The sequence below is a fragment of the Halorubrum sp. Eb13 genome (assembly GCF_002252895.1).
Classification (GTDB): domain Archaea; phylum Halobacteriota; class Halobacteria; order Halobacteriales; family Haloferacaceae; genus Halorubrum.
In genome coordinates this window covers 1-22,018 of the sequence record NZ_NHPE01000038.1, presented here as the reverse complement: position 1 = coordinate 22,018, position 22,018 = coordinate 1, and the positions used below count along the sequence as shown (strand labels likewise).

Below are 22,018 nucleotides of genomic sequence, written 5' to 3'. Positions count from 1 at the left end.
CGAGGACGCCGCCGACGAGGGCGGCGAGCGCCCCGTCCTCGTCGAGCTCTCGCTCGGCGAGACGGTCCACGATCGGGTCCGATTCGCCCGCGACCCGGAGGAGCTGTGACCGCGGCCGTCCGCGTCCGGGGCGTCTACGCCACCGCGCTGACGCGACTCCTGCTCGACGCGGGCCACGAGGCCGGACGTCCGGATCGAGACGACGGGAGACCGACAGGGCGTCGGCGTCCGCGGCGATCCCGAGACCGTGGCCGGGCTCCGGGAGCGGCTGGCGGGCGTCGGACGCGACGCGCTCGCGTGGACCGACCCGACGCCGCCCGGGACCGTCCTCGACGGCGAGGTCACCGAGACGCTCGGCGGCGGGGCGGTGGTGCGGCTCCGGGTCGGCGGCGGCGACGACGCCACCGCCGAGGGGTACCTCCCGTACGGGAGCGTCGACGACCGCGTCGAGACCGGCGACCCGGTCCGGGTGCGGGTCGACGAGTCCGCGGCGCCGTGGACGGACCGCCGTCCGGGGCTGGACGGCTCGCTGCGCGCCGGCGGCGGGCTCGTCGCGCTCGAACCGGGGTCGGGCACCAGGGTCGACGTCCGGAACGACGAGGCCGCGCGGGAGCTCTCGGGGATGCTCGACCTCCTCGGACTGGAGCCGCCGGACGGCTGGCGGGCCGTCTGGAAGCCCCCCGCGGTCGACGCGGGGACGGAGACGCTGGAGGCCGGGCTGGAGCGCGCCGTCGCGGCCGCGGAGGGGCTCGACGAGGCGGTCGACGCCGCCGGCGGGATCGGCGTCCTCGACGACCCCGGCCTCCTCCGCGACGAGCCGATCGCGTCGCCGAACGCGGGCGTCTGGGTGTGGTTCGGCCGCGAGAGCCGGTTCGCGCTCGACGACCGGCGCCGCGAGGCGACGTCGACGATGCCGGGACACCACCGGGTGAAGGCGGGGTCGGCCGACGCCTCGGCCGGCGTCGACCTCGCGGAGGCGCTCTGCGATCCGGACCCGGACGCCGAGTTCCCGTTCGGCGTCGTGACCGACGCGTTCGGTCCGAGCGAGGGCGACGCACTCCGGCTCGAACACGGGAAGCCGGACGGGAGGCTGATCACCCTCGGCGAGGCGACGGTGACCGGAGTCGACGCCGACGGGTCGGTCGCGGTCGAGCGCGAGATGACCGGGGGCGGCAGCTACGACGGGCTCGGCACCCCTCGCGAGGCGGGCGACGTCGCCGAGACGAGCCTGAAGGAGGGCCGGTGGTGGTACCCGACCACGTACCGCGGGCGCGACGGGACGGTTCGCGGCACCTACGTCAACGTCTGCACCCCGGTCGAGGTGTTCCCCGACGCCGCCCGCTACGTTGACCTCCACGTCGACGTGGTGAAGCACCCGGGCGGTCGGGTCGAGCGCGTCGACGACGACGAGCTGCGGGAGGCGGAGGCGGCCGGTGACGTGCCGGAGCCGCTGGCGGAGAAGGCGCGGAGCGTCGCGTCCGCGTTAGAGAACGCCCTGTAGCCGACGAGCCGTCGCCGCCCTCGACTCGACGCCGGGTCCGAACGCGTTGGTTCGCGTATTTTTTACTCGAATGCGTACGGATGAAACACCTCTCGTTCGTTACAATATCATTAACAAACATCGCGTTCATGGCGAGATCACAATGCGCGAAAAAGAATCACAGCACAGATTTGGAAAGACGAGCCGTCGCGGATTTCTTGGCGGCGTGGGGGCGCTGGTGGCCGCGGCCGCGTACTCGCGGGAGGTGCCCGCCGCGGACGCCGAGGCGGTCGCGAACGACGCCGACGGACCGGTCCAGACGGTCGAGTCGCCGGACGGATCGATCGCGGTGACCGTCGACGTCGCCGACGGCGTCCCGACCTACGAGGTCGCTCGCGGCGGGACGACGTACGTCGAGCCGTCGCCGCTCGGGTTCGACTTCCGGAATCAGGCCTCGTTCGGCGCGTCGAGCGCGGCCGACGGGGGAGCCGTCCCCCTGACCGTCACGGGCACCGAGCGCGAGGCGGCCACCGAGCGGTGGGAGCCGGTGTGGGGCGCATTCGAGGAGGTATCCGCGGAGTACAACGCCCTGCACATCGGGCTCACGGACGGGGAATCGGACGGGGGTAACGGCCCCGGCGCGGACGGGGCGGTGGACGGCCGAGCCGCCACCCTGCAGGTCCGCGTCTTCGACGACGGGCTCGGGCTCCGGGTCGTCCTCGGCGAGGGATTCGCGAGCAACGCCGAGCGGGCGGTGGTCGAGTCGGAGAACACGGGCGTCGCGTTCGCGGACGACTACGACGCGTGGTGGATCCGCAACGAGGTGACGAACCCGCGGTTCGAGCAGGAGTACGCGGAGACGCCGCTCTCGGAGATTCCGGGCGGGACCCGCGAGACGCGGCCGACCGGGACGCCGATCCGGACCGGCGCGCACACGCCCCTGACCGTCGACGCCGGCGACGCCTACCTGAGCGTCCACGAGGCGAACCTCGACGACTACGCCGCGACGACGCTCGCGCCCCGCGACGACGACGGGGGGACCGAGTTCGCCACGGCGCTGACGCCCCTCCCCGACGGGACGAAGGCCTCGCTCGAACTGCCCGCGGCGACGCCGTGGCGGACGATGCAGGTCGTCGAGCGACCGGGCGGACTGATCGAGTCGCAGCTCGTCCCCCTGCTCTCCGACCCGCTCGACGAGTCGGCGCTCCCGACCGCCGGCGGGGAGCCCGACACCGACTGGATCGAGCCGCGCAAGTACGTCGGCATCTGGTGGACGATGATCGCCGGGTCGGCCAACTGGGAGTACAGGACCGACGACGAGATCGCCGGTGGGGGCGGGAACCCGGCCGCCTACACGCACGGCGCCCGGACCGAGCGGATGAAGCGGTACATGCGGTTCGCGAGCGAGAACGGGATCGACAGCGTGCTCGTCGAGGGATGGAACGAGGGATGGAGCACCTATCCGGGCGACGGCTCCGGCTTCGGGTTCGGCGTCGACGACTCGTACCCGGACTTCGACGTGCGGGAGGTGACCGACTTCGGCGCGTCGCTTCCGGAGCCCGTCGAGATGACGATCCACAACGAGACCGCCGGGAACCTCCCGAACTACGAGGGAGCGATCCTCGACGAGGACGTCTTCGCGGGGTACGACGACGTCGGCATCAACTCGATCAAGAACGGCTACGTCTCGGACCCCGGCCTCGGCATCGACGGCGACGGCTCCGAGCCGACGCACAACCAGCACAACCAGCTCGCGGTGAACCATCACCGGCTGGTGATCCGCGAGGCCGCCGCGGACCGCCAGCTGCTGGAGATCCACGAGGGGATCAAGCCGACCGGCGAGATCCGCACCTACCCGAACGTGGCGAACCGCGAGGTCGTCAAGGCCCAAGAGTACGACGGCTTCGGCCAGCTCGGCTCGAACGTCGGCCGCGATCACCACGTCACGCTCCCGTTCACGCGGAACCTCGCCGGTCCGGTGAGCTTCCAGCCGGGCATCTTCGATCTCACCTTCGGCGACGACCGCGGCGACCAGATCCAGACCACCCGCGCGAAGCAGCTCGCGATGTACCCGACGTACCTCAGCGGGCTCCAGATGGCCGCCGACCGGATCGAGGGGTACGTCGACGAGACGTTCGCGGTCGGCGAGGCGCTCCAGGCCGCCGCCGGCGCTATCGACGGCCTCGTCACCGACGACTCGTGGCGGAACGCGTTCGGGACCAACTTCGTCGCCGTCGACCCGAACCGCGCCCCGAGCGGGTCGTCGGTCTCGTTCACGGTCAGCGACGTCCCCGCGGCCGGGACGTACGACCTCCGCCTCCGGTACGCGAGCGCGCCCGAGGAGAACGCGGGACGCGTCGTCGACGCCGGCGCGCCGCGGGCGACTCTGCGCGTCAACGGGGAGACCGAGACGATCGAGCCCGACTTCACCGACTACTGGGACGACTGGGACCTGTTCGCGACCGAAGTCGAGCTCGACGCGGGCGACAACGAGATCGCGATCGAGCTCGACTACGCCGAGGGGGAAGAGGGGTTCACCGGCGACGTGGGCGGCTTCAACCTCAACGCCGTCGCGGTCACCGAGCCGGGGGGCTCCTCCCCGATTCCGGCCGAGTACGAGGGGTACACCCCCGACGCGGAGAACTTCGACGCCGAACCGGAGTTCGGGTTCATCGAGTCGGTCCCGGCGGCCGGCTGGGACGAGACCCGCGTCGTCGGCTCCGCGATCGGGGACTACCTCGCGATCGCGCGCCGGGCGGACGAGGAGTGGTACGTCGGCGTCATGACGAACGGCGACGGCCGAGCCGTGGACGTCCCGCTGGAGTTCCTCGCTCCCGGGAAGTCGGGCGAGGCGCCCGGCCGCGAGAACGGCAACGGACGCGGGAACGGCAACGGTCGAAGCGGTCCGAAGTACGTCGCCGAGATCCACTCCGACGCGCTCGGTGCCGGCGTCGACGCCGACCCGACGGGCGTCCGGATCGACGAGGCGGTCGTCGACCCCGAGACGACGCTGCTCGCGTCGACGGCCCCGAGCGGCGGAACGGCCGTCAGGCTACGCCCGGCGCGGGGAGCCGAGATCAACCGGCTCCCCGAGTACGAGCGGCCGGAGCAGGACTTGACCGTCGATATCGCGGACGAGGCCGACCTCAACGAAGCGTTCATCACCGCGACCGGCTCCAACGACGCCGGCTTCGTCGGCGGGACGAACGTCGAGATACTCGTCGACGACGAGGTGGAGGCGCTCGGCAACGTCCGGCTCCCGCCGAACGCGACGGACGAGACGGTCGAGATCGGCTTCCGGATCTCGCGGATCGGCACGTTCGATATCGTCGTCCGAGAGCCGGACGGTGGGGACGAGCTGGCATCGGGGAGCGTCACCGTCGCACCCGGCGATATCGTCGCCGAGATCAGCGATCCGCAGGGCGACGACAACGGGCCCGGCGAGTACGTCTATCCCACCGGCGATAACTTCGAGGAGGGCGCGTTTGACCTGCGTTCGTTCCGCGTCTTGGAGACGGAGGACGAGTACCGGTTCGCCTTCGAGGTCGAGAATCTGTACGACACGTTCGGCGGCGACTTCTCGCCGCATTACTTCCTCGTATACCTCCGCGATCCCGAGGCGAACGGCGGACGAACGAGTGCGCTCGGCGACCTCGACCTCACGGCTCAGTTCGCCGATCCGTGGCAGTACCGGGTCGACGCGAGCGGCTTCGGCAGAGGGATCACCGACGCCGACGGACAGGGCCTCGGCACGCCGGAGGTGTTCGCCAGCTTCGAGTCGAACACGGCAGTGGTCTCGATACCGAAGTCGGTGGTCGGCGGCGCCGACCTCTCGGACTGGGAGGTGCTGCCGATCGTCGGGTCAGAAGACCGAGGAAGCTTGCGAGCGGTGTCGATTGATCCCGAGGCGTTCGTCTTCGGCGGCGCGCGCGACGGCGCAGTCGACAACGCGCCGCGAGTGATCGACCTGGCGACGCCGGAGGGAACGTCCCAAGCCGACGCGCTCGACTACGGTCCCGACTCGCTCGCGACGCTGCCGTTCACGTCGCTGTGAGGTAGCGAACGGAGAGAGCCGCGGACCGATCCGTTTCAGAAGTGGTTCGCGGACTCGGTCTCGTGTTTCAGCTCGCCGCCGCGACCGCCCTCGACGGTGGAGGCGCCCTGATCGCCGGAGGAAGCGGTCCGCACCGTCACGTTGTCCACCTCGTCGAAGTCCATGATCAGGTCGCGGCGGATGTTGTCGGCCGTGATGTTCGAGATGCCGCAGCCGGAGCAGGTGCCGCCGAGTTCGACGACGACCTCGCCGCTCTCGGGGTCCGCCTCGCGCACGACGCTCGTTCCGCCGTGCATCTGGATGATCGGCATCTGTCCGACCATCCACTCTTCGACTCGGTCCGCGAGGCTCTCGTCGCTCATTGGCGAGAGTTAGCACCCGAGCCTATGGAAGCTTGCGGTTTCCGAGCGGTTCGAACCGACGAAACGAACTGTGTCACCGTCGATCCCTCGGGAAGGGATATCGAAACCGTTCCCAGTTACGCCGCAGTCACTCCTCGGAGTCGTCCGCGCGCTCCGACTCGCTCGGGAGGCGGGTCGGGTCGGCGGGATCGTCGCCGTGCATGGAGTCGTCGCGTTCGAGGAGATAGAGGAGCGGCCCGAGCGCGGCCAGGACGAGCACCCCCGGGAGGGGCGCGTCGGGGACGAGCAGGAAGGTGGTCAGGGCGGCACCGGAGGTGACGACGAGGAGGCCGGCCCACAGCGGCGGCGAGCCGAGGTCCACCCCGACGCGCGCGGCGTCGCGGTAGACGAGCGCGGCCGCGGCCGCGACGAGGAGCGCGGCGCCGCCGCCGAGGACCGTGGTGACTGCCATACCAGTCGTTCGGCCGAGACGGGAAAAAGGGTGTCGCGAGCGGGCGGAGAAGAGGGAGAAAACGCGGTGTGCTCGATCTGGGACGGCGATCGCGGTCCGCCGGACGGACTACGGTGCCTCGCCCGTCTCGATGCTGAAGGAGTCGCGGGGGTACGCCACGCAGGTCAGGGTGTAGCCGTCGTCGATCTCGGCCTCCTCGAGCATCTGCTGGTTGTCGTGCTCGACGAAGTCCTCCGAGGGGCCGTCGGTGATGTGCCCGGCACAGGAGACGCACTGGCCCTGTCGGCAGGCGTACGGGAGGTCCCACCCCTCGTCTTCGCCCTGGTCCAAGATGGGCTGGTCGTTCGAGAGCTCGACCGTCTCCCCCTGCTTGACGAACTCGACCTCGAACTGCTCGACCTCCTCTACGTCGGCGGGGCCGGCGCTGACGGCGCTGCCGTCCTCCAGTTCGCCCTCCTCGCCCTCGGCGCCGCCCGCGGGGATGGCGCCGCCGCCACCGCCGCCGCCGACGGCGCGGTTACCGGGCTCCGGGAAGTCCGTCTCGGGGACCGCGGACGCGCGGCGTTCGAGTATCTCGTCCGAGATGTCGGTCGTGGGGTCCCACCCCGTCCCCTTCAGGCTGGTGACGAGGACGACGGTCAGCGTCGCGATCACCCCGAGAACGATCGCGGGCGTGTTCGCGACGTTCGCGATGAGCGGGTTGAGCATACGAACCGATATGAAGAGGTTGCTTAAGGCCGTTTTGATCGGTCCAACCGCATGAGAGCCCCGAGGGCGGGGATCGGCATGACCGGCGGGGGGATCGCGGCGCGCGCGGTGAATATCACCGCGCTCGGCGGGAGATCCGCGGCGCGCCCGGGAAGATTGCGGGACGCTGAGCGGGGGTACGCCCCCACTCACGCCGCGGAGCGGACCATTTATCGGCCGAGCGGTCGACGGGACGCCCATGAAAGTGAAATCGCGGCACCACCTCCGGAGCGACGACATCGCGGCGATCCGCGAGGCGGTCGCCGACCACCTCGGCGTCGACATCGACGGGGACACGTTCGAGTTCGTCGAGTTCGTGGACGCGAACTACGAACTCGTCCTGGTCGACGGCGAGCCGGCCGTCTTCTACGTCGACGACGACGAGCCGTTCCTCACCGTCCGGGGCGCGAACGACTACGAGCCGAAGACCGGGATCGTCACGGTCGACGCGGGCGCGATTTCGTTCGTCTCCGACGGCGCGGACGTCATGCGACCCGGCATCGTCGAGGCCGACTCGGAGATCCGCGAGGGCGACCTCGTCGTGATCGCCGAGGAGACGCACGAGAAGGTGCTCGCGGTCGGCCGCGCGATGGTCGACGGCGACGAGATGGTCGGGGACAGCGGGAAGGTCGTCGAGTCGATCCACCACGTCGGCGACGAGCTGTACGAGTTCTCGGCGTAGGCGCGGTTCGGTCGGCGGACCGAGCGGCGTCGCGTTCCCTCCCTTTTAATCGCCTCGCCCACGATTCCCCCGACTATGACCGCGATTCGGGTACTGAGCTACAACGTCCGCTACGCCAACCGCGGCGACCACCACGACGCCTGGCACGACCGCCGCGACGCAGTCGCGCGACTCGTCCGCTTCCACCGCCCGGACGTCGCCGCGTTTCAGGAGCCGCTTCCGGAGCAGCGGCGGGACCTCCGCGATCGGCTCCCGAGCTACGAGTTCGTCGGACGGGGGCGGTCGGCGAGCGGCGAGGGCGAGGGGTGTCCGATAGCGGTCCGGTCCGACCGCTGGGAAGTCGTCGCCGACGGCACATTCTGGCTCTCCGAGACGCCGAGCGGGCCGTCCACCGACTGGGGCGCCGCCCACCCGCGGATCGCGACGTGGGCGCGGGTCCGCGCCGTCGACGGGACCGCGGAACCGCTCGTCGTCAACACGCACTTCGACCACGTGAGCGCGGAGGCGCGGCGCGAGTCGGCACGGCTGCTCCGCGAGCGACTCCCCGAGATGGGCGAGCGAGCCGCCGACGAACCCGGCGGATCGAGCCCGACCGTTCTCGTCGGCGACCTCAACTGCACGCCGGGGTCCGACCCGCATCGGATACTTCTCGGCGACGACCCGAAGGCGGACTCCCGAGGCCATGAGACCCCGAGCGACGACCCGCCCGCGCTCCGCGACGCCGCCGCGGTCGCCGACCTCCGACACGGCCCGGAGACGAGCCTCACCGACTTCGCGCGGCTGATAGACGGTCGTCGGATCGACCACGCGCTCGTTTCGCCGGCGTTCGACGTCGCGGCGTTCGCCACGCTCGCCGACCGCGACGACCGCGGTCGGTACCCCTCGGACCACCTGCCGATTCTGACGCGGCTGTCGCTGTAGGGGGCGGAGAGCGCCTCTCGCGAGGGCTACTCGTCGCCGTCTCCGTCGCCGTCGGCGTCGCCCTCGTCCATCTCGTCGGCGTACTTCTCCAAGACCGTCTCGTAGCCGCGCTTCGCCGTCTCGTACGTCTCGCGGAGGTCGGCCACCGGCGTCTCGCTCGCGTCGACGCGGAGGTCGTTGTAGTACGGGTCGTCGACCGCCTCCTCGGTGTTACTGACGAGGAGCGCCGCGGACTGGACCTCTAAGTCCTCCCGCTTGTCGCCGCCGGCCGCGTGGCCCGCCGCGAGCGCGTCGATCAGCCGCTCCGCGAGCGGGGCGTCGCCGTGGGCGTCGGACTCATATGCGGCCGCGGTGTCGTCGACCACGTCCTCGCCCGTGAGGAGGTTGCCGGCGACGGTGTAGTTCTCCCCCTCGACGTGCCCGTACCAGTCGCGGCACTCGTCGCCGGAGAACGCGAAGGTCCCGTCGGCGTCGACGCCGTGGAGCTGACGCTCCGGTTTCCCCTCGTCGGCGTTCAACAGGGCCTCCAAGGCGTCGTCGACGGCGAGCCCGTCGCCGAGGTACTCGATCCCCTTCCGGCCGAGCTCGACGTTGACGAGCGACTGCGTCGCCACCGCGCCGTCCGCGGACGCGAACGGACACAGCGTGCCGACCCCCGGCAGTCGGGTGGTCACCGCCACGCCGTAGCGGACCTGGTCGTCGCCGTCGTCGTCGGTGTACCGCTCGCGAACGCAGATACTGAACGTCACACCGGGCGTGAGGCGGCGACCGGCAAAAGACTGCGCACCGGGGGCGACGTTTCCGGTTCCCGGCCGAACCGGTACCAGGTCGAACCGGTACCAGACCGAACCGGTTCGGACGTCGGTCGGGCCGCAACCGGTCTCCGACGGCGGACTCGGTTCGACCTCCAGCCGCGACCGCTCTCAGCCTCCGATCGCCCACACCCCCGTTTTATGTCCGCTGCGTGCCGATTCCGGCCGCCTCACGGACGCGAAAACCGCAAGCCGCGGGCGGGTCCCCGGGCGCGTGTCACGTGTGAACCGCCGACACACTTATGAGTGTGAATCCCTCCCATACATATAGCCTCGGTTACGGGCGAAACGGTGACCCGCGGCGGGTCCCCCTCGACGACAGCGGCGTTCGCGGCTCGACGAGCCGTCGTTCCGGCACGGAGAGCCGCGCGTCCGCGCGGCGGATCCGGCCCGACGGCCGGGTCGCGACCGCCGGCCGAACCCGGACTCCCGGTCCGGCCGCGAGGTCCTCGCCCGTCCGAGAAACGTGATACAATGTCAGAACGACACACGCTCGAACGGCTCAGCGAGGAGTACCGGACGAACGTCCCGGACGACCTTCGGGAACCCCGCTCGTTCGACTGGTACCTCGACGCGCTGTACGAAGAGCCGCGCATCGCGCGGAACGCGCACCAGCGCGTCGCCGACATGTTCGACCACTACGGTACGCGGTACGACGAGGAACGCGGCGTGGTCGAGTACTCGCTCGCCGCCGACGACCCGCTCCACGACGGCGAGAACGTCTTCTACGGTCGCGAGGTCCACGAGGCGATCCACGAGTTCGTCAACAAGGTGAAGTCCGGCGCTCGGGGGCTCGGCCCCGAGAAGCGGATCAAGCTCCTCTTGGGCCCGGTCGGCTCCGGGAAGTCCCACTTCGACTACCTCACGCGCCGGTACTTCGAGGCGTACACCCACGAGGAGGCCGGCCGGATGTACACCTTCCAATGGGTCGACCTCTGCTCGGTGATCGACGACCAGGATCCGGGCGACGACACGGTGCGCTCGCCGATGAACCAAGACCCGCTCGTGCTCCTCCCGCGCCCGCAGCGCGAGGCGGTGATCGAGGACCTCAACGAGCGGCTCGACGCTCCGTACACCCTCCGGAACGACCAGCACCCGGATCCGGCATCGGAGTTCTACCTGAACGAGCTGCTCGCGCACTACGACGACGACCTCCAGCGCGTGCTCGACGAGCACGTCGAGGTCGTCCGGCTCGTCGCCGACGAGAACCGCCGGGAGTGCATCGAGACGTTCGAGCCGAAAGACAAGAAGAACCAGGACGAGACGGAGCTCACCGGCGACGTCAACTACGCGAAGCTGGCCGTCTACGGCGAGTCCGACCCGCGCGCGTTCGACTACGCCGGGGCGTTCTGTAACGCCAACCGCGGGCTGTTCTCCGGCGAGGAGCTGCTCAAGCTGCAGCGGGAGTTCCTCTACGACTTCCTGCACGCCTCCCAGGAGTCGACGATCAAGCCGAAGAACAACCCGCGGATCGACATCGACCAAGTGATCGTCGGCCGGACGAACATGCCGGAGTACCGCGAGAAGACGGGCGACGAGAAGATGGAGGCGTTCAACGACCGCACCAAGCGGATCGACTACCCGTACGTGCTGGAGTACGACAGCGAGGCGAAGATCTACGAGAAGATGCTCGCCAACGCCGACGTGCCGAACGTCCACGTCGAGCCGCACGCGCTGGAAATGGCCGGCCTCTTCGGCGTGCTCACCCGGTTAGAGGAGCCCACCGACGAGACGGTGAGCCTCCTCGACAAGGCGAAGGTGTACAACGGCGAGCTGGAGGACGAGGAGATCGACGGACGGAAGCTCCGCGAGGACGCCGCCGAGGAGGCCGACGTGAGCGAGGGGATGGACGGCGTCTCCGCCCGGTTCATCGGCGACGAGATCGCCGAGGCGATCATGGACGCCACCCACCGCGACCGCGGCTACCTCTCGCCGCTGTCCGTCTTCGACCACTTCGAGGCGAACCTCGGCGGCCACGGCTCCATCGCGGCCGAGGACCTCGACCGCTACGAGCGCCTCCTCGAGACCGTCCGCGAGGAGTACCGCGAGCGAGCCATCGAGGACGTCCGGCACGCGCTGGCGTACGACGTCGACGAGCTCCGCCGACAGGGCGAGAAGTACATGGACCACGTGATGGCGTACATCGACGACGCCACCGTCGACGACGAGCTCACCGGCCGGGAGACGGAACCCGACGAGACGTTCATGCGGGCGGTCGAAGAGCAGCTCGACGTCCCCTCGGACCGGAAGGACGACTTCCGGCAGGAGGTGTCGAACTGGGTGTCCCGGCGGGCCCGCGAGGGGCGCGGCTTCGACCCGCAGGAGAACGACCGCCTCCGGCGCGCCCTGGAGCGCAAGCTATGGGAGGACAAGAAGCACAACATCAACTTCTCCGCGCTGGTCTCGGCGACCGACCTCGACGACGAGGAGCGCAGCGCCTGGGTCGACGCACTCGTCGACCGGGGCTACTCCGAGGACGGCGCGGCGGAAGTGTTAGAGTACGCGGGCGCCGCCGTCGCCCGCTCGGAGATCGAGGACGGCGGGGGATGAGATGAACGACCGCGACCGATCCGACGGCGAGGGGTTCGTCCGGGCGGCCGACGAGACCCTGCGAGGCGCGTACGACCCGCCGATGAGCCTCGACGAGTACGTCGACCGAGTTTTGGAGAACCCCGTCGCCGCCGCCTCCGGGGCTCGCTACGTCCTCGCGGCGATCGAGTCCGAGGGCACCCGCGAGGTCCGCGAGCGCGGCGAGCGACTGGAGCGGTACCGCTTCTTCGACGACCCGTTCAACGACGGCGAGCACGCCGTCCTCGGCAACACCGCCGCGCTCAACGCGTTCGTCGACGACCTCCGGGCCGCCGCGGCGGGCCGCGGCAACGACGAGACCATCGTCTGGATCGACGGCCCCACCGCGACCGGGAAGTCGGAGTTCAAGCGCTGTCTCGTGAACGGGCTCCGAGAGTTCTCGAAGACGGAGGCCGGGCGTCGCTACACCGTGGAGTGGAACATCACCGGCGCGGGGAGCGGAATCGGCGGCGGGAGCGGGCTCTCGTACGGCGACGGCGGCGACACCGCCGCGTGGTACCGCAGCCCGGTGCAGGCGCACCCGCTCTCCGTGTTCCCGGAGGACGTCCGCGAGTCGATCGCCGAGGCCGTCGACGAGGACGCCTACCCGATCGCGGCCGACGTCGACCTCGACCCGTTCAGCCGCGAGGCGTACGACCACCTGGAGTCGGCGTACCGCGACGAGGGGCGCCGGGACCTGTTCTCGGCTATCACCGACCGCGACCACCTCCGCGTGACGAGCTACGTCGTCGACGTCGGCGAGGGGATCGGGGTGCTCCACGCCGAGGACGACGGGACGCCGAAAGAGCGGCTCGTCGGCTCGTGGATGGGCGGCATGCTCCGCGAGCTCGACTCGCGCGGGCGCAAGAACCCGCAGGCGTTCAGCTACGACGGCGTGCTCTCGCAGGGGAACGGCGTCGCCACGGTCGTCGAGGACGCCAGCCAGCACGCCGACCTGCTCCGGCGGCTGCTCAACGTCCCCGACGAGCGTCGCGTGAAACTCGACAAGGGGATCGGGATGGACCTGGACACCCAGCTTATCGTCATCTCGAACCCGGACCTCGACGCCGAGCTCGACCGCCACGCCGACCGCGAGGGCGCCGACCCCCTGAAGGCGCTGAAGCGTCGGCTCACCCGCCACGAGTTCCGCTACCTGACGAACCGGCGGCTGGAGGCGGAGCTGCTGCGCCGCGAGGTCGGGGGAGTGCGAGGCGTGCCGACCGTCGACGGAGTAGAGGAGTCGGAGCGGGACGGACGCGGCGATCCCGCTCGCGATCCGGCGGACGAGCCCGGGGCCGCGGCGCTGACGATCGACGTCCGCGACGACGACGGGACCGTCACCGAGCGCGAGCTCGCCCCCCACGCGGTCGGGGCGGCGGCGCTGTACGCGGTCGCCACCCGCCTCGATACGGAGGACCTCCCGCCCGACTTCGGACTGATCGAAAAGGCGGAGCTGTACGAGACCGGAGACATCCGACGGGAGGCGGGCGACGGCGACGGCGAACGGCTGACGATCGACGACGTCGACTTCGGCGGGGGCGACGGCCGAAACGGGATCCCGGTGACGTACACCCGCGACATCGTCGCCGACCTGCTGGGGGCGGACGCCGACCGGAGCCACCCGGAGCTGCCGGTCGAGCGCGTCGTCACGCCGACGGACGTGCTCGACGCGATGGCCGACGGGCTCTCGGCGGCGCCGCTGTTCTCCCGGTCGGAGGTCGCGGAGTTCGAGAGCCGGAAGACGCCGGTCGTCGAGCGCGTCCGCGAGCACCAGCGCGAGGACGTGATCGACGCCGCGCTGGCGGAGGCGACCGTCTCGGAGGAGACTGTCGCGGAGTACGTGGAGCACGTGTACGCCTGGGACGCCGACGAGCCGGTGGAGACGGAGCGGGGTCCCGAGGAGCCCGACGCCCTCGCGATGAAGGTGTTCGAGACGGAGACGCTCGGGCGGTTCGACGAGGACGACTACTACGGCACCGACCCGACCCGGGATGTCGCCGAGTTCCGCAGGCAGCGCGTGATCCGGGCGCTCACCCGCTACGCGTGGCGGAACCGCGGCGACGAGTTCAGCGTCGACGACGTCGAGCTCGGCGAGATCCCCGAGCTGCGGGAGGTGCTGGACGCGAACGACCTGGCCGACGTGAAGCGGCGCTTCCCGGAGCTCGACCCGGCCGAGTGGGCCGATCCGCCGGCCGACACCGAGACGGAGCGCGTGAAGGCGGCGACGATCGAGCGGCTCGTCGACTGCGGGTACAGCCCCGCGTCGGCCGAGCTGACCAGCCGGGCGGTGATGCGCGACGCGCGCGACGAGTGGGCCGACCTCGCCGCGGACGGCGGGGACGATGCGAACCGCCGGAGCGGCCGCGACCGCGGCGACGGGAACGGAGGTGGTGCCACGTGGGACTGACCGACGACCGCGAGCGCTTCCGCGAGGTCGGCGAACAGCGCCGCGAGGACCTCGCGCAGTTCATCAGCCACGGCAACCTCGGGCGCTCCGGGCCCGACCGGGTCAAGATCCCGGTGAAGATCGTCGACCTCCCGGAGTTCGAGTACGACAGGCGGGAGGCCGGCGGCGTCGGGCAGGGCGGAGACGGCCAGCCGCAGCCCGGCCAGCCGGTCGACCCCGACCCGGACGACGGCGACGAGGAGGGCGACCCCGGTGAGGAGGGCGGCGAGCACGAGTACTACGAGATGGACCCCGAGGAGTTCGCGCGCGAGCTCGACGAGGAGCTCGGGCTCGACCTCGAGCCGAAGGGGAAGCGCGTCGTCGAGGAGGTGGAGGGCGACTTCACCGACACCGCGCGCGCCGGCCCGCGCGGCACCCTCGACGTCGACGAGTTCTTCAAGCGCGGGTTGAAGCGCCACCTCGCGACCGACTTCGACGAGGAGTACGTCCGCGAGGGGCTCCGCGTCGCCGGCGCCGACGTGGACGACGCCTTCGCCTGGGCGCGCGACAAGGGGATCCCCGTGTCGCGGGCGTGGATCGCCGACGCCGCGGCGACCCTCGCCGAGGAGCGCGGCGAGCCCGTGACGGCGCTCGACCGCTGGGAGAGCTTCGACGCGCTCGACGACGAGATCGATCGCGAACCCGTGGGCCACCGGATCCGTCGGGATGGGCTCGACAGCGTCCCCTTCCGCCGGGAGGACGAGCGGTTCCGGCACCCGGAGGTGGTCGAGAAGCGCGAGCGCAACGTCGTCGTCGTCAACGTGCGGGACGCCTCCGGCTCGATGCGCGAGACGAAACGCGAGCTGGTCGAGCGCGTGTTCACCCCGATGGACTGGTACCTGACGGGGAAGTACGACGCCGCGGAGTTCCGGTACGTGGTCCACGACGCGGAGGCCTGGGAGGTCGACCGCGATGAGTTCTTCGGGATCCAGTCCGGCGGCGGCACCCGGATCTCCAGCGCCTACGAGCTCGTCGCGGAGATCTTAAAGGAGTACCCGTACAGCGAGTGGAACCGCTACGTCTTCGCGGCCGGCGACTCGGAGAACTCCGGCAGCGACACGACCGACTCGGTGATCCCGCTGATGGAGTCGATCGACGCCAACCTCCACGCGTACGTGGAGACTCAGCCCGGCGGCGCCGCGCCGAACGCGCGCCACGCCGACGAGGTGGAGAGCGCCCTCGGCGACACCGACAACGTCGCCGTCGCTCGCGTGTCGGAACCGGCCGACGTCACCGACGCCATCTACGAGATCCTCAGCACCGAGTCGTCTGACGACGCGACGGGCGACCGCGGCGCGACCGCCGGCCGAGGGGGTGAGCGCCGATGAGAGACGAGCGCGTCGAGGCGAAACGCGAGGCGACGTCCCTCGACGAGCCCGCCGCGGAGGCCCGCGAGCTCGCGGAGCGCCTCGGGTTGGACCCGTACCCGGTCCGGTACTGGGTGGTCGGCCACGACGAGATGAACGAGCTGATCGCCTACGGCGGCTTCCAGCGGCGCTACCCGCACTGGCGCTGGGGGATGAACTACGAGCGACAGCGCAAGAAGGACCGCCACGGGCTCGGGAAGGCGTTCGAGATCGTCAACAACGACGACCCGAGCCACGCGTTCCTCCAGGAGTCGAACTCGATCGCCGACCAGAAGGCCGTCATCACGCACGTCGAGGCCCACGCCGACTTCTTCGCGAACAACGGCTGGTTCGGGCTGTACGCCGACCGCGGCGAGGGCGGGCCGAACGCCGCGGCGCGGCTGGAGCGCAACGCGGACCGGATCGCCGCGATCGCCGACCGGCCAGACGTCGACCGCGACGAGGTCGAGCGCCTCGTCGACGCCGTGAGCGCGCTCGAGGACACGATCGACCAGCACAGCCCGGTCGACGCCGCCCGGTCGGTCGAGGACCCGGGAGTCGCCGAGGACGTGAACGACCCCGACGACGACCCGCTCGCGGCGGTCGAAGAGCAGATCGCGGAGCTGGACCTCTCCGAGGAGGTGCGCCGCGACGTGTTCGACGACGAGTGGCTTGAGACACACGGCGAGGGCGTCGAGCCGGAGGAGCCGCGCCCGGACGTGCTCGCGTTCCTTCGCGACTACGGGAAGCGGTACGACTCCGAGAGCGGGAAGGCGGTCGACCGCGATCCGTGGGAGACGACCGTCATCGACGCGATCCGCGAAGAGGCGTACTACTTCGCGGGACAGAAGTCGACGAAGGTGATGAACGAGGGATGGGCGACCTACTGGGAGTCCGTCATGATGGGCGGCGAGGGGTTCGCCGGCCCCGACGAGTTCCTCACCTACGCGGACCACATGGCGCGGGTGCTCGGCTCGCCCGGACTCAACCCCTACAAGCTCGGCTTCGAGCTGTGGACCCACGTCGAGCTGCGGACCGCTCGTCGCGACGTGATCGACAGACTGCTCCGGGTCGAGGGGGTGACGCCGGAGAACTTCCACTCGCGGATCGACCTCGACGAGGTCGCCGAGGCGCTCGAACCTCACCCCGCGATCGCCGGCGCCGGACCCGCGACGCTCGACGAACTGGCCGACCTCGCCGCCGACGGCGACCCGCGGGTCGACGCCGAGGCAGTCGACCGGGCGATCTCCGCCCGGACCGACGACGGCGAGGTCGGTCCCGGAACCGGCCCGGACATCGAGCGGTACCCGTGGAAGCTCCTCACTCGCGAGGGGCTCGCCGAGCGACACTACGTCCTCTCGCGGCCGGAGCACCGCGGCGCGCTGCGCAACGTCTCGCGGGAGACGCTGGCGGAGCGCGCCCGGTACATGTTCGAGGTCGACCGGTACGCGACCGTCGACGAGGCGCTCGCCGACGTCGACCGGACCGCCGGCTGGGACCGGATGCTGGAGGTGCGGGAGAGCCACAACGACGTGACGTTCATCGACGCGTTCCTCACCGACGAGTTCGTCCGCGAGGGGAACTACTTCACGTACGAGTACAGCCGGGCGGCCGAGGAGCACCGCGTCGCCAGCGTCGACGCGGACGACGTCCGCCGGAAGCTCCTCCTGCAGTTCACGAACTTCGGGAAGCCGACGGTCGTCGTACTCGACGGTAACTTCCGGAACCGGGGCGAGCTCCTGCTCGGCCACCGGTTCAACGGGGTCGCGCTCGACGAGGAGTCCGCGAAAGAGACGTTGAAGCGCGTCTTCGAACTGTGGGGTCGCCCGGTGAACCTCGCGACGATACGCGTCGAGTACTCCGACGAGGCGATACGCCGGGCGAAGCGCCGGGGCACCGAGCCGGAGGGCGAGGAGATCGGCGTGCGCTTCCAGTACGACGGCGGCGAGGTGACCGAACACGACCTCGACCCGGAGATCCGCGAGCGAATCGAAGCCGGTGAGGTCGACTACGACACCAAGCCGGACGACTGGCTGGCGTGAGGGGCGGCGCGTCCCGCGACGCGACGCGTTCGGCCGCACGACAGCGGCGATCCCGGCCTCACGACAGCGACGAGACCAGCGCGGCGACGGCGTCCGTCTCGTCCTCGTTGATCCCGTGGCCCATCCCCTCGTAGATCCGTTCGTCGACGTCGGCGCCGAGCGCCTCCAACACCGCGGTCGTCTCGTGGACGCGCGCCTCCGGGATGTGCGGGTCGACATCGCTGCAACCGAGGAACGCCGGGGTCCCGCCGAGCGACTGGGCGGCGTCCCCGTCGACCGCGGCCGCGGCGTGGGAGACGTAGTCGTCGACGTCGACCGACTCGCCGATCAGCCCGCCGCTCAGCACCGCGAGCCCGCCGTACCGGGTCGGGTTCCGCGCGACGAACTCGCTCGCGAGGCAGGCGCCCTGCGAGAACCCGGCGACGAGGACGCGCTCGGGCGAGACTCCCGCGTCCGTCGCCGTCTCGACCGCGCGGCCGACGGCGCGGAGCCCGGAGCTCCGACCGGGCTCGTTGTCCGCGACGGGCGCGAGGAAGGAGTTCGGGTACCAGGTGTTGGAGGCGGCCTGGGGGGCGAGTAGTGAGAGACCGGTGGTCTCTCTGACAGCCGGCGGTTTCGCCGCCGGCGACAGCGCGACGTCGCCGTCGCCGGCGACCTCCTCGCCGAAGCCGACGATGCTCCGCGCGGTCGCGCCGCGACCGTGAACGAGGACGACGGCGGCGTCGGCCTCACTGACCGGCGTCCCGGTCGTCACCAGCTCCTCGTCGCCGTGCGGGTCGTCGCCGGCGTACGGCGTCCGACCGCTCATACGCCGACGCCCGCGTCCGCGTCGGGCAGGTCGTGCTTCTTCACTGGCAGGCCGAGCTCCTCCAAGGCGCCCTTCATGTGGCGGTCCTGTGCGAAGTCGGCGCCGTCCTCCTCGCGGAGACGCTGAGCGGTCGCGAGCACCTCGCCCTTGCGGTCGTCGGGGATCTCGTACTTGTCGGCGGAGAGCTCGATGACCAGTCCGTTGTTGTCTTGGGTGTAAATGGAGTGGAAAATCCCGCGGTCGAACACGTTGTACCCCTTGCCGGCCTCCGCTAGCGCCGCCATGATATCCTCGTACTCGTCGGGCTCGACGCTGAAACAGAGGTGGTGGACCGCGCCCGTACCGGCGCGCTGACCGCGGGCCGAGGGGCGGTCGTCGCTCACGAAGAACGTCAGGATGCGGCCGTCCCCGGTGTCGAAGAACAGGTGCGTCTGCGACGGGTCGTCGAGGTTCGGCTGGCGGAGGACGAGGGGCATCCCGAGCAGGTCGCGGTAGAACGCGATCGTGTCGGCCTCGTTGCTTCCCCAGACCGTGATGTGGTCGGTGCCGCTGGTGTGGAACGGTGCGTCCGGAAGCTCCGTCGTGACCGGAGCCGCGCTTTCGTCGCTCATACCGGTCGTAGGCGACGAACACGTATAAAAAGGAAAGGGACCCCCGGGTGATCGACTGACATCAGTGTTATCGCGGTACGACGCCGGAGTCCGCGAGGTCGGCGATCGCCGGCGACCTCCACGACGAGGCGAGTCAGGAACGCCGCCAGACCGGCGGTGCGACGCCGAGCGCCCTGACGACGGACGGGTAGCCGACCGCGACGGCGACCACAAGTACCACCGAGGGCAGGAGTCCGATCGGACCGACGACTCGCTCGACGAGCGACAGCGCGGCGATCATCAGCAGGAACATCGCGGCCCAGTGCGGAGCGAGCTGTCGCACCTTCCCTCGGGTGGAACTCATATCCCGCATAACGAGCGCGGGACGGATACCGTGTCGGTCGCGGTCTCGCTCCGCGGGAGACGCGAAGCGACCGGCGTCCCCGAGGCGAGAGACGAGAACGAAACGAAGAGCGGAGCCGAAGTCGCGCGCGGTCGGATCAGTACCGCGAGGGGATGAACGCCGCGCCGAGCAGGAGCAGGGATGAGAGGAACGCGAGGACGAGCACGCGCGTCAGTCCGCTGCTGTACTGCTGGAACTGGTCGATCTGAGCGACCTGCGCCTCGTACCCCTCGATGTCGCTCGACAGCTGCAGCGTCGAGGCGTCGGCGAAGTGCGCGACGAACTCCGTCTCGCCGATCGTGACCCGCGAGTGCTGCTCGATCTCGATGCTCTCGGTCTCCGTCGCCTCCCAGGCGAGCACCGCTTGATCCGCCGTGACGTTGTCGACGGTCACGCTCTGGTCGCCGTACTCGATGGAGTCGCCCGTGGCGTACGCCCGCTCCTCGGGGGCCGGGAAGTACTCTCCGGCCGGGACGAGCGTCGACTCGCCGTCCTCGGTGACGACGACGTACTCGCCGTCGTCACGCTGGACCGTCTCGTTGTCGGCCTGCGGATCGTTTTCGAGGATGGCCTGCCGATCGGGAACCTCCACGAGCGTGAAGCTGTTGGGGTCGTCCCCCGTGATCTCCACGCGCCACTCCCGGTCGTCGAGTTGAACCGTCGACTCGTTCGCCCAGGTCTCGGACTGGTCCGCCGTGACGTTGCGCTCGAGTGTCGCCACGATCGAGGTCTCAGCGCCGCCCCCGCCACCGTGACCACCGCCGCCGCCCGACTCGACCTCGGTGATCTCGGCGACGGTCCACTCCTCGCCGTCCACTTCGATCCGATCATTCTGCGAGACCTCGAAATCGGGGTTGTCGAAGCCGATCTCAGGGCTATCGGCCGTCGCAGTGAGGACTCCCGCTCCCCCCGCGATCAGCACGAAGAGCGCGACGTACACGGCCACAGCGCGTCGTTGCATGGTTTCAGCATAGGTCACCCGGTGTATAACGGTTACTAAGCCGAGCCATCGGAACGGTCGAACCGCGCCACCGCTCCGCCCCGACGTTACCGGCGGACGACGAGCACGGACAGGTCCGAGAACGGCGTGTCCGACCGGTCGGTACCCCCGGCGTGGCGTGCGAGCTCGCCGACGGTCGTCCGGGTAATCGCCTCGTCGTCGCGGGTGAGCCGCTCGCAGACGAGCGCGCCGTCGGATCGGTCACATCCGTTGTCGAGTAGATCGCGGGCGATGTCACCGGGCATCCAGTCGAACGGACGAGGGAGCACGAGCAGATGTCGATCGCCGGCGTCTCGGCGAAGCCGAGCGAGGTCGTCGTCGAGGCCGCCGCTCTTGTGGAGCGTGACGAACGTCGCGTCCTCCACCGGCGTCCGGGCCCGACTCGCCGCGACCTGAAGCGAGGAGATCCCCGGAACGACGCGGAGACCGACGGAGTCGTCCGCCGCCTCGTCGAGGGCGCGCTCGGCCTTGCCGACGAACTGGTACCCCGAGTGGTTCGGATCGCCCATCAGCACCGCCACTCCCCGCTCCCCGCCGGCCACCCGCTCGGCGAACGCCTCCAGTGCGGCCGCCTCGTCGGCGTAACCGCACGTCAACCAGTCGGCGTCGGTACGACCGCGAACGAGGTCGACGACGGTCTCGAAGCCGACGGCGACATCGGCCTCCCGGAGCGCCCGCTCGGCCCGTGGAACGAGATACTCCGGGCTCCCGGGGCCGATGCCGACGGCACGGACCACGCGTCCACCGGTCTCGGACGGGGGTTCCGGTGTTGACGCCGCGTAGTCCGCCGGATCCGGCCCGGCGTCGAGATCGTACGACGCGTCGTCGCTCACGGTACACCCCGTTCGATCGCCGCGCCTCCGCGTCCGATACCCCTCCCGGTAGTCCGCGTACACGCGCGTTTCCCCGAGCCGTCGACGCGTCTGAGACGTGTCGGAGCGTCCACGTCGGCCCGGAGGTCACCGATCCGCCTATACGTTCGGATCGGGAGCCGGCGTCACTCCGCTTTGGCGACCGCGCTTCGGCTCGCCGTGAGACACACCGCAGACGACGCTCGACGAGGCCGCCCGCACCCACCGCTCAACGAAAAAATGAGAGCCAAGGGCCGGATTTGAACCGGCGTTGGGCGGCTCTGCAGGCCGCTGCGTCTGACCAGACTCTGCCACCTTGGCGCTAATCGGAAGTACCGCTGTCGAGCGTTTAAGCCTAGCGGTCGCACCGCGGTTGCCGGGGTCGTACCACGGTCAACTCTGCCGGCCGCTCGCGCTACTCGTCTCCAAAAAATTGTGTGGGGCAATCGCCCCTA

General features: G+C 70.4%; 16 protein-coding genes, 1 tRNA gene and 1 pseudogene. 8 read left to right on the top strand and 10 right to left on the bottom strand.

Annotation, left to right across the window (positions count from 1 at the left end; translation table 11 throughout):
• Positions 1-105 precede the first annotated feature (105 nt).
• Together DJ75_RS04390 and DJ75_RS04385 are read left to right on the top strand one after the other, a co-directional pair.
• Positions 106-1,501 (top strand): annotated as a pseudogene (locus DJ75_RS04390) (DUF402 domain-containing protein).
• Between the two features lie 142 nt (positions 1,502-1,643).
• Complete coding sequence (locus DJ75_RS04385; RefSeq protein WP_176451418.1) at positions 1,644-5,534, top strand: glycoside hydrolase family 97 catalytic domain-containing protein; 3,891 nt, start codon at positions 1,644-1,646, stop codon at positions 5,532-5,534.
• Between the two features lie 35 nt (positions 5,535-5,569).
• Here the strand turns inward: DJ75_RS04385 and DJ75_RS04380 are convergent, their stop codons facing one another.
• The 3 genes from DJ75_RS04380 to DJ75_RS04370 form a co-directional block, all read right to left on the bottom strand.
• Positions 5,570-5,896 (bottom strand): NifU family protein, encoded by a 327-nt coding sequence (locus tag DJ75_RS04380; RefSeq protein ID WP_094522904.1) that lies wholly within the window; start codon positions 5,894-5,896, stop codon positions 5,570-5,572.
• Between the two features lie 127 nt (positions 5,897-6,023).
• A complete protein-coding gene (locus DJ75_RS04375; RefSeq protein ID WP_094522902.1) occupies positions 6,024-6,347 on the bottom strand; it encodes a hypothetical protein in 324 nt (107 codons plus the stop codon).
• Between the two features lie 108 nt (positions 6,348-6,455).
• Positions 6,456-7,055: a 2Fe-2S iron-sulfur cluster-binding protein gene (locus tag DJ75_RS04370; protein ID WP_094522900.1), complete on the bottom strand. Its 600-nt coding sequence runs from the start codon at positions 7,053-7,055 to the stop codon at positions 6,456-6,458.
• 238 nt (positions 7,056-7,293) lie between these two features.
• Here DJ75_RS04370 and DJ75_RS04365 point away from each other — a divergent pair, with 238 nt between their 5' ends.
• The gene (locus tag DJ75_RS04365; RefSeq protein ID WP_094522898.1) at positions 7,294-7,776 is read left to right on the top strand and encodes an RNA-binding protein; all 483 of its coding nucleotides are present in this window, start codon (positions 7,294-7,296) and stop codon (positions 7,774-7,776) included.
• A 75-nt stretch (positions 7,777-7,851) separates the two neighbouring features.
• Positions 7,852-8,697: an endonuclease/exonuclease/phosphatase family protein gene (locus DJ75_RS04360; protein ID WP_094522896.1), complete on the top strand. Its 846-nt coding sequence runs from the start codon at positions 7,852-7,854 to the stop codon at positions 8,695-8,697.
• A 26-nt stretch (positions 8,698-8,723) separates the two neighbouring features.
• Here the strand turns inward: DJ75_RS04360 and DJ75_RS04355 are convergent, their stop codons facing one another.
• Positions 8,724-9,446 carry a DUF1028 domain-containing protein gene (locus tag DJ75_RS04355; RefSeq protein ID WP_094522894.1) on the bottom strand — a complete coding sequence of 241 codons (723 nt, stop codon included), beginning with the start codon at positions 9,444-9,446 and terminating at the stop codon, positions 8,724-8,726.
• A 537-nt stretch (positions 9,447-9,983) separates the two neighbouring features.
• Here DJ75_RS04355 and DJ75_RS04350 point away from each other — a divergent pair.
• Genes DJ75_RS04350 through DJ75_RS04335 form a run of 4 tightly spaced genes read left to right on the top strand, consistent with a single transcriptional unit; the run spans position 9,984 to position 17,911 of the window.
• The gene (locus tag DJ75_RS04350; RefSeq protein ID WP_094522892.1) at positions 9,984-12,059 is read left to right on the top strand and encodes a PrkA family serine protein kinase; all 2,076 of its coding nucleotides are present in this window, start codon (positions 9,984-9,986) and stop codon (positions 12,057-12,059) included.
• A 1-nt stretch (position 12,060) separates the two neighbouring features.
• Positions 12,061-14,484, top strand: a complete 2,424-nt coding sequence (locus DJ75_RS04345; protein ID WP_094522890.1) for a kinase anchor protein — start codon at positions 12,061-12,063, stop codon at positions 14,482-14,484.
• On the top strand, positions 14,475-15,851 hold the full coding sequence (locus DJ75_RS04340; protein WP_094522888.1) for a DUF444 family protein: 1,377 nt from the start codon (positions 14,475-14,477) through the stop codon (positions 15,849-15,851). Before DJ75_RS04345 ends, DJ75_RS04340 begins: the two co-directional genes overlap by 10 nt.
• Positions 15,848-17,911, top strand: a complete 2,064-nt coding sequence (locus tag DJ75_RS04335; RefSeq protein WP_094522886.1) for a SpoVR family protein — start codon at positions 15,848-15,850, stop codon at positions 17,909-17,911. The genes DJ75_RS04340 and DJ75_RS04335 overlap by 4 nt, the downstream gene beginning before the upstream one ends.
• Before the next feature lie 58 nt (positions 17,912-17,969).
• Here the strand turns inward: DJ75_RS04335 and DJ75_RS04330 are convergent, their stop codons facing one another.
• The 6 genes from DJ75_RS04330 to DJ75_RS04305 all read right to left on the bottom strand — a co-directional run bounded on the left by DJ75_RS04330 (position 17,970) and on the right by DJ75_RS04305 (position 21,884).
• Entirely contained in the window at positions 17,970-18,719 is a 750-nt protein-coding gene (locus DJ75_RS04330) for an alpha/beta hydrolase (protein WP_094522884.1), read from the bottom strand.
• Entirely contained in the window at positions 18,716-19,330 is a 615-nt protein-coding gene (locus DJ75_RS04325; RefSeq protein ID WP_094522882.1) for a VOC family protein, read from the bottom strand. Before DJ75_RS04325 ends, DJ75_RS04330 begins: the two co-directional genes overlap by 4 nt.
• A gap of 133 nt (positions 19,331-19,463) precedes the next feature.
• Entirely contained in the window at positions 19,464-19,673 is a 210-nt protein-coding gene (locus DJ75_RS04320; protein WP_094522880.1) for a hypothetical protein, read from the bottom strand.
• 136 nt (positions 19,674-19,809) lie between these two features.
• The gene (locus tag DJ75_RS04315; protein WP_094522910.1) at positions 19,810-20,658 is read right to left on the bottom strand and encodes a hypothetical protein; all 849 of its coding nucleotides are present in this window, start codon (positions 20,656-20,658) and stop codon (positions 19,810-19,812) included.
• Between the two features lie 101 nt (positions 20,659-20,759).
• Complete coding sequence (locus DJ75_RS04310) at positions 20,760-21,545, bottom strand: cobalt-precorrin-7 (C(5))-methyltransferase (protein WP_094522908.1); 786 nt, start codon at positions 21,543-21,545, stop codon at positions 20,760-20,762.
• A 263-nt stretch (positions 21,546-21,808) separates the two neighbouring features.
• Positions 21,809-21,884: transfer RNA gene (locus DJ75_RS04305), tRNA-Cys, on the bottom strand.
• Positions 21,885-22,018 lie beyond the last annotated feature (134 nt).

Bases quoted from the DNA above. Each gene is read 5' to 3' on its own strand.
- DJ75_RS04350 (WP_094522892.1), top strand. From the start codon at position 9,984: ATGTCAGAACGACACACGCTCGAACGGCTCAGCGAGGAGTACCGGACG.
- DJ75_RS04335 (WP_094522886.1), top strand. From the start codon at position 15,848: ATGAGAGACGAGCGCGTCGAGGCGAAACGCGAGGCGACGTCCCTCGAC.
- DJ75_RS04370 (WP_094522900.1), bottom strand. From the start codon at position 7,055: ATGCTCAACCCGCTCATCGCGAACGTCGCGAACACGCCCGCGATCGTT.
- DJ75_RS04385 (WP_176451418.1), top strand. From the start codon at position 1,644: ATGCGCGAAAAAGAATCACAGCACAGATTTGGAAAGACGAGCCGTCGC.
- DJ75_RS04330 (WP_094522884.1), bottom strand. From the start codon at position 18,719: ATGAGCGGTCGGACGCCGTACGCCGGCGACGACCCGCACGGCGACGAG.
- DJ75_RS04380 (WP_094522904.1), bottom strand. From the start codon at position 5,896: ATGAGCGACGAGAGCCTCGCGGACCGAGTCGAAGAGTGGATGGTCGGA.
- DJ75_RS04360 (WP_094522896.1), top strand. From the start codon at position 7,852: ATGACCGCGATTCGGGTACTGAGCTACAACGTCCGCTACGCCAACCGC.
- DJ75_RS04325 (WP_094522882.1), bottom strand. From the start codon at position 19,330: ATGAGCGACGAAAGCGCGGCTCCGGTCACGACGGAGCTTCCGGACGCA.
- DJ75_RS04320 (WP_094522880.1), bottom strand. From the start codon at position 19,673: ATGAGTTCCACCCGAGGGAAGGTGCGACAGCTCGCTCCGCACTGGGCC.
- DJ75_RS04345 (WP_094522890.1), top strand. From the start codon at position 12,061: ATGAACGACCGCGACCGATCCGACGGCGAGGGGTTCGTCCGGGCGGCC.
- DJ75_RS04365 (WP_094522898.1), top strand. From the start codon at position 7,294: ATGAAAGTGAAATCGCGGCACCACCTCCGGAGCGACGACATCGCGGCG.
- DJ75_RS04375 (WP_094522902.1), bottom strand. From the start codon at position 6,347: ATGGCAGTCACCACGGTCCTCGGCGGCGGCGCCGCGCTCCTCGTCGCG.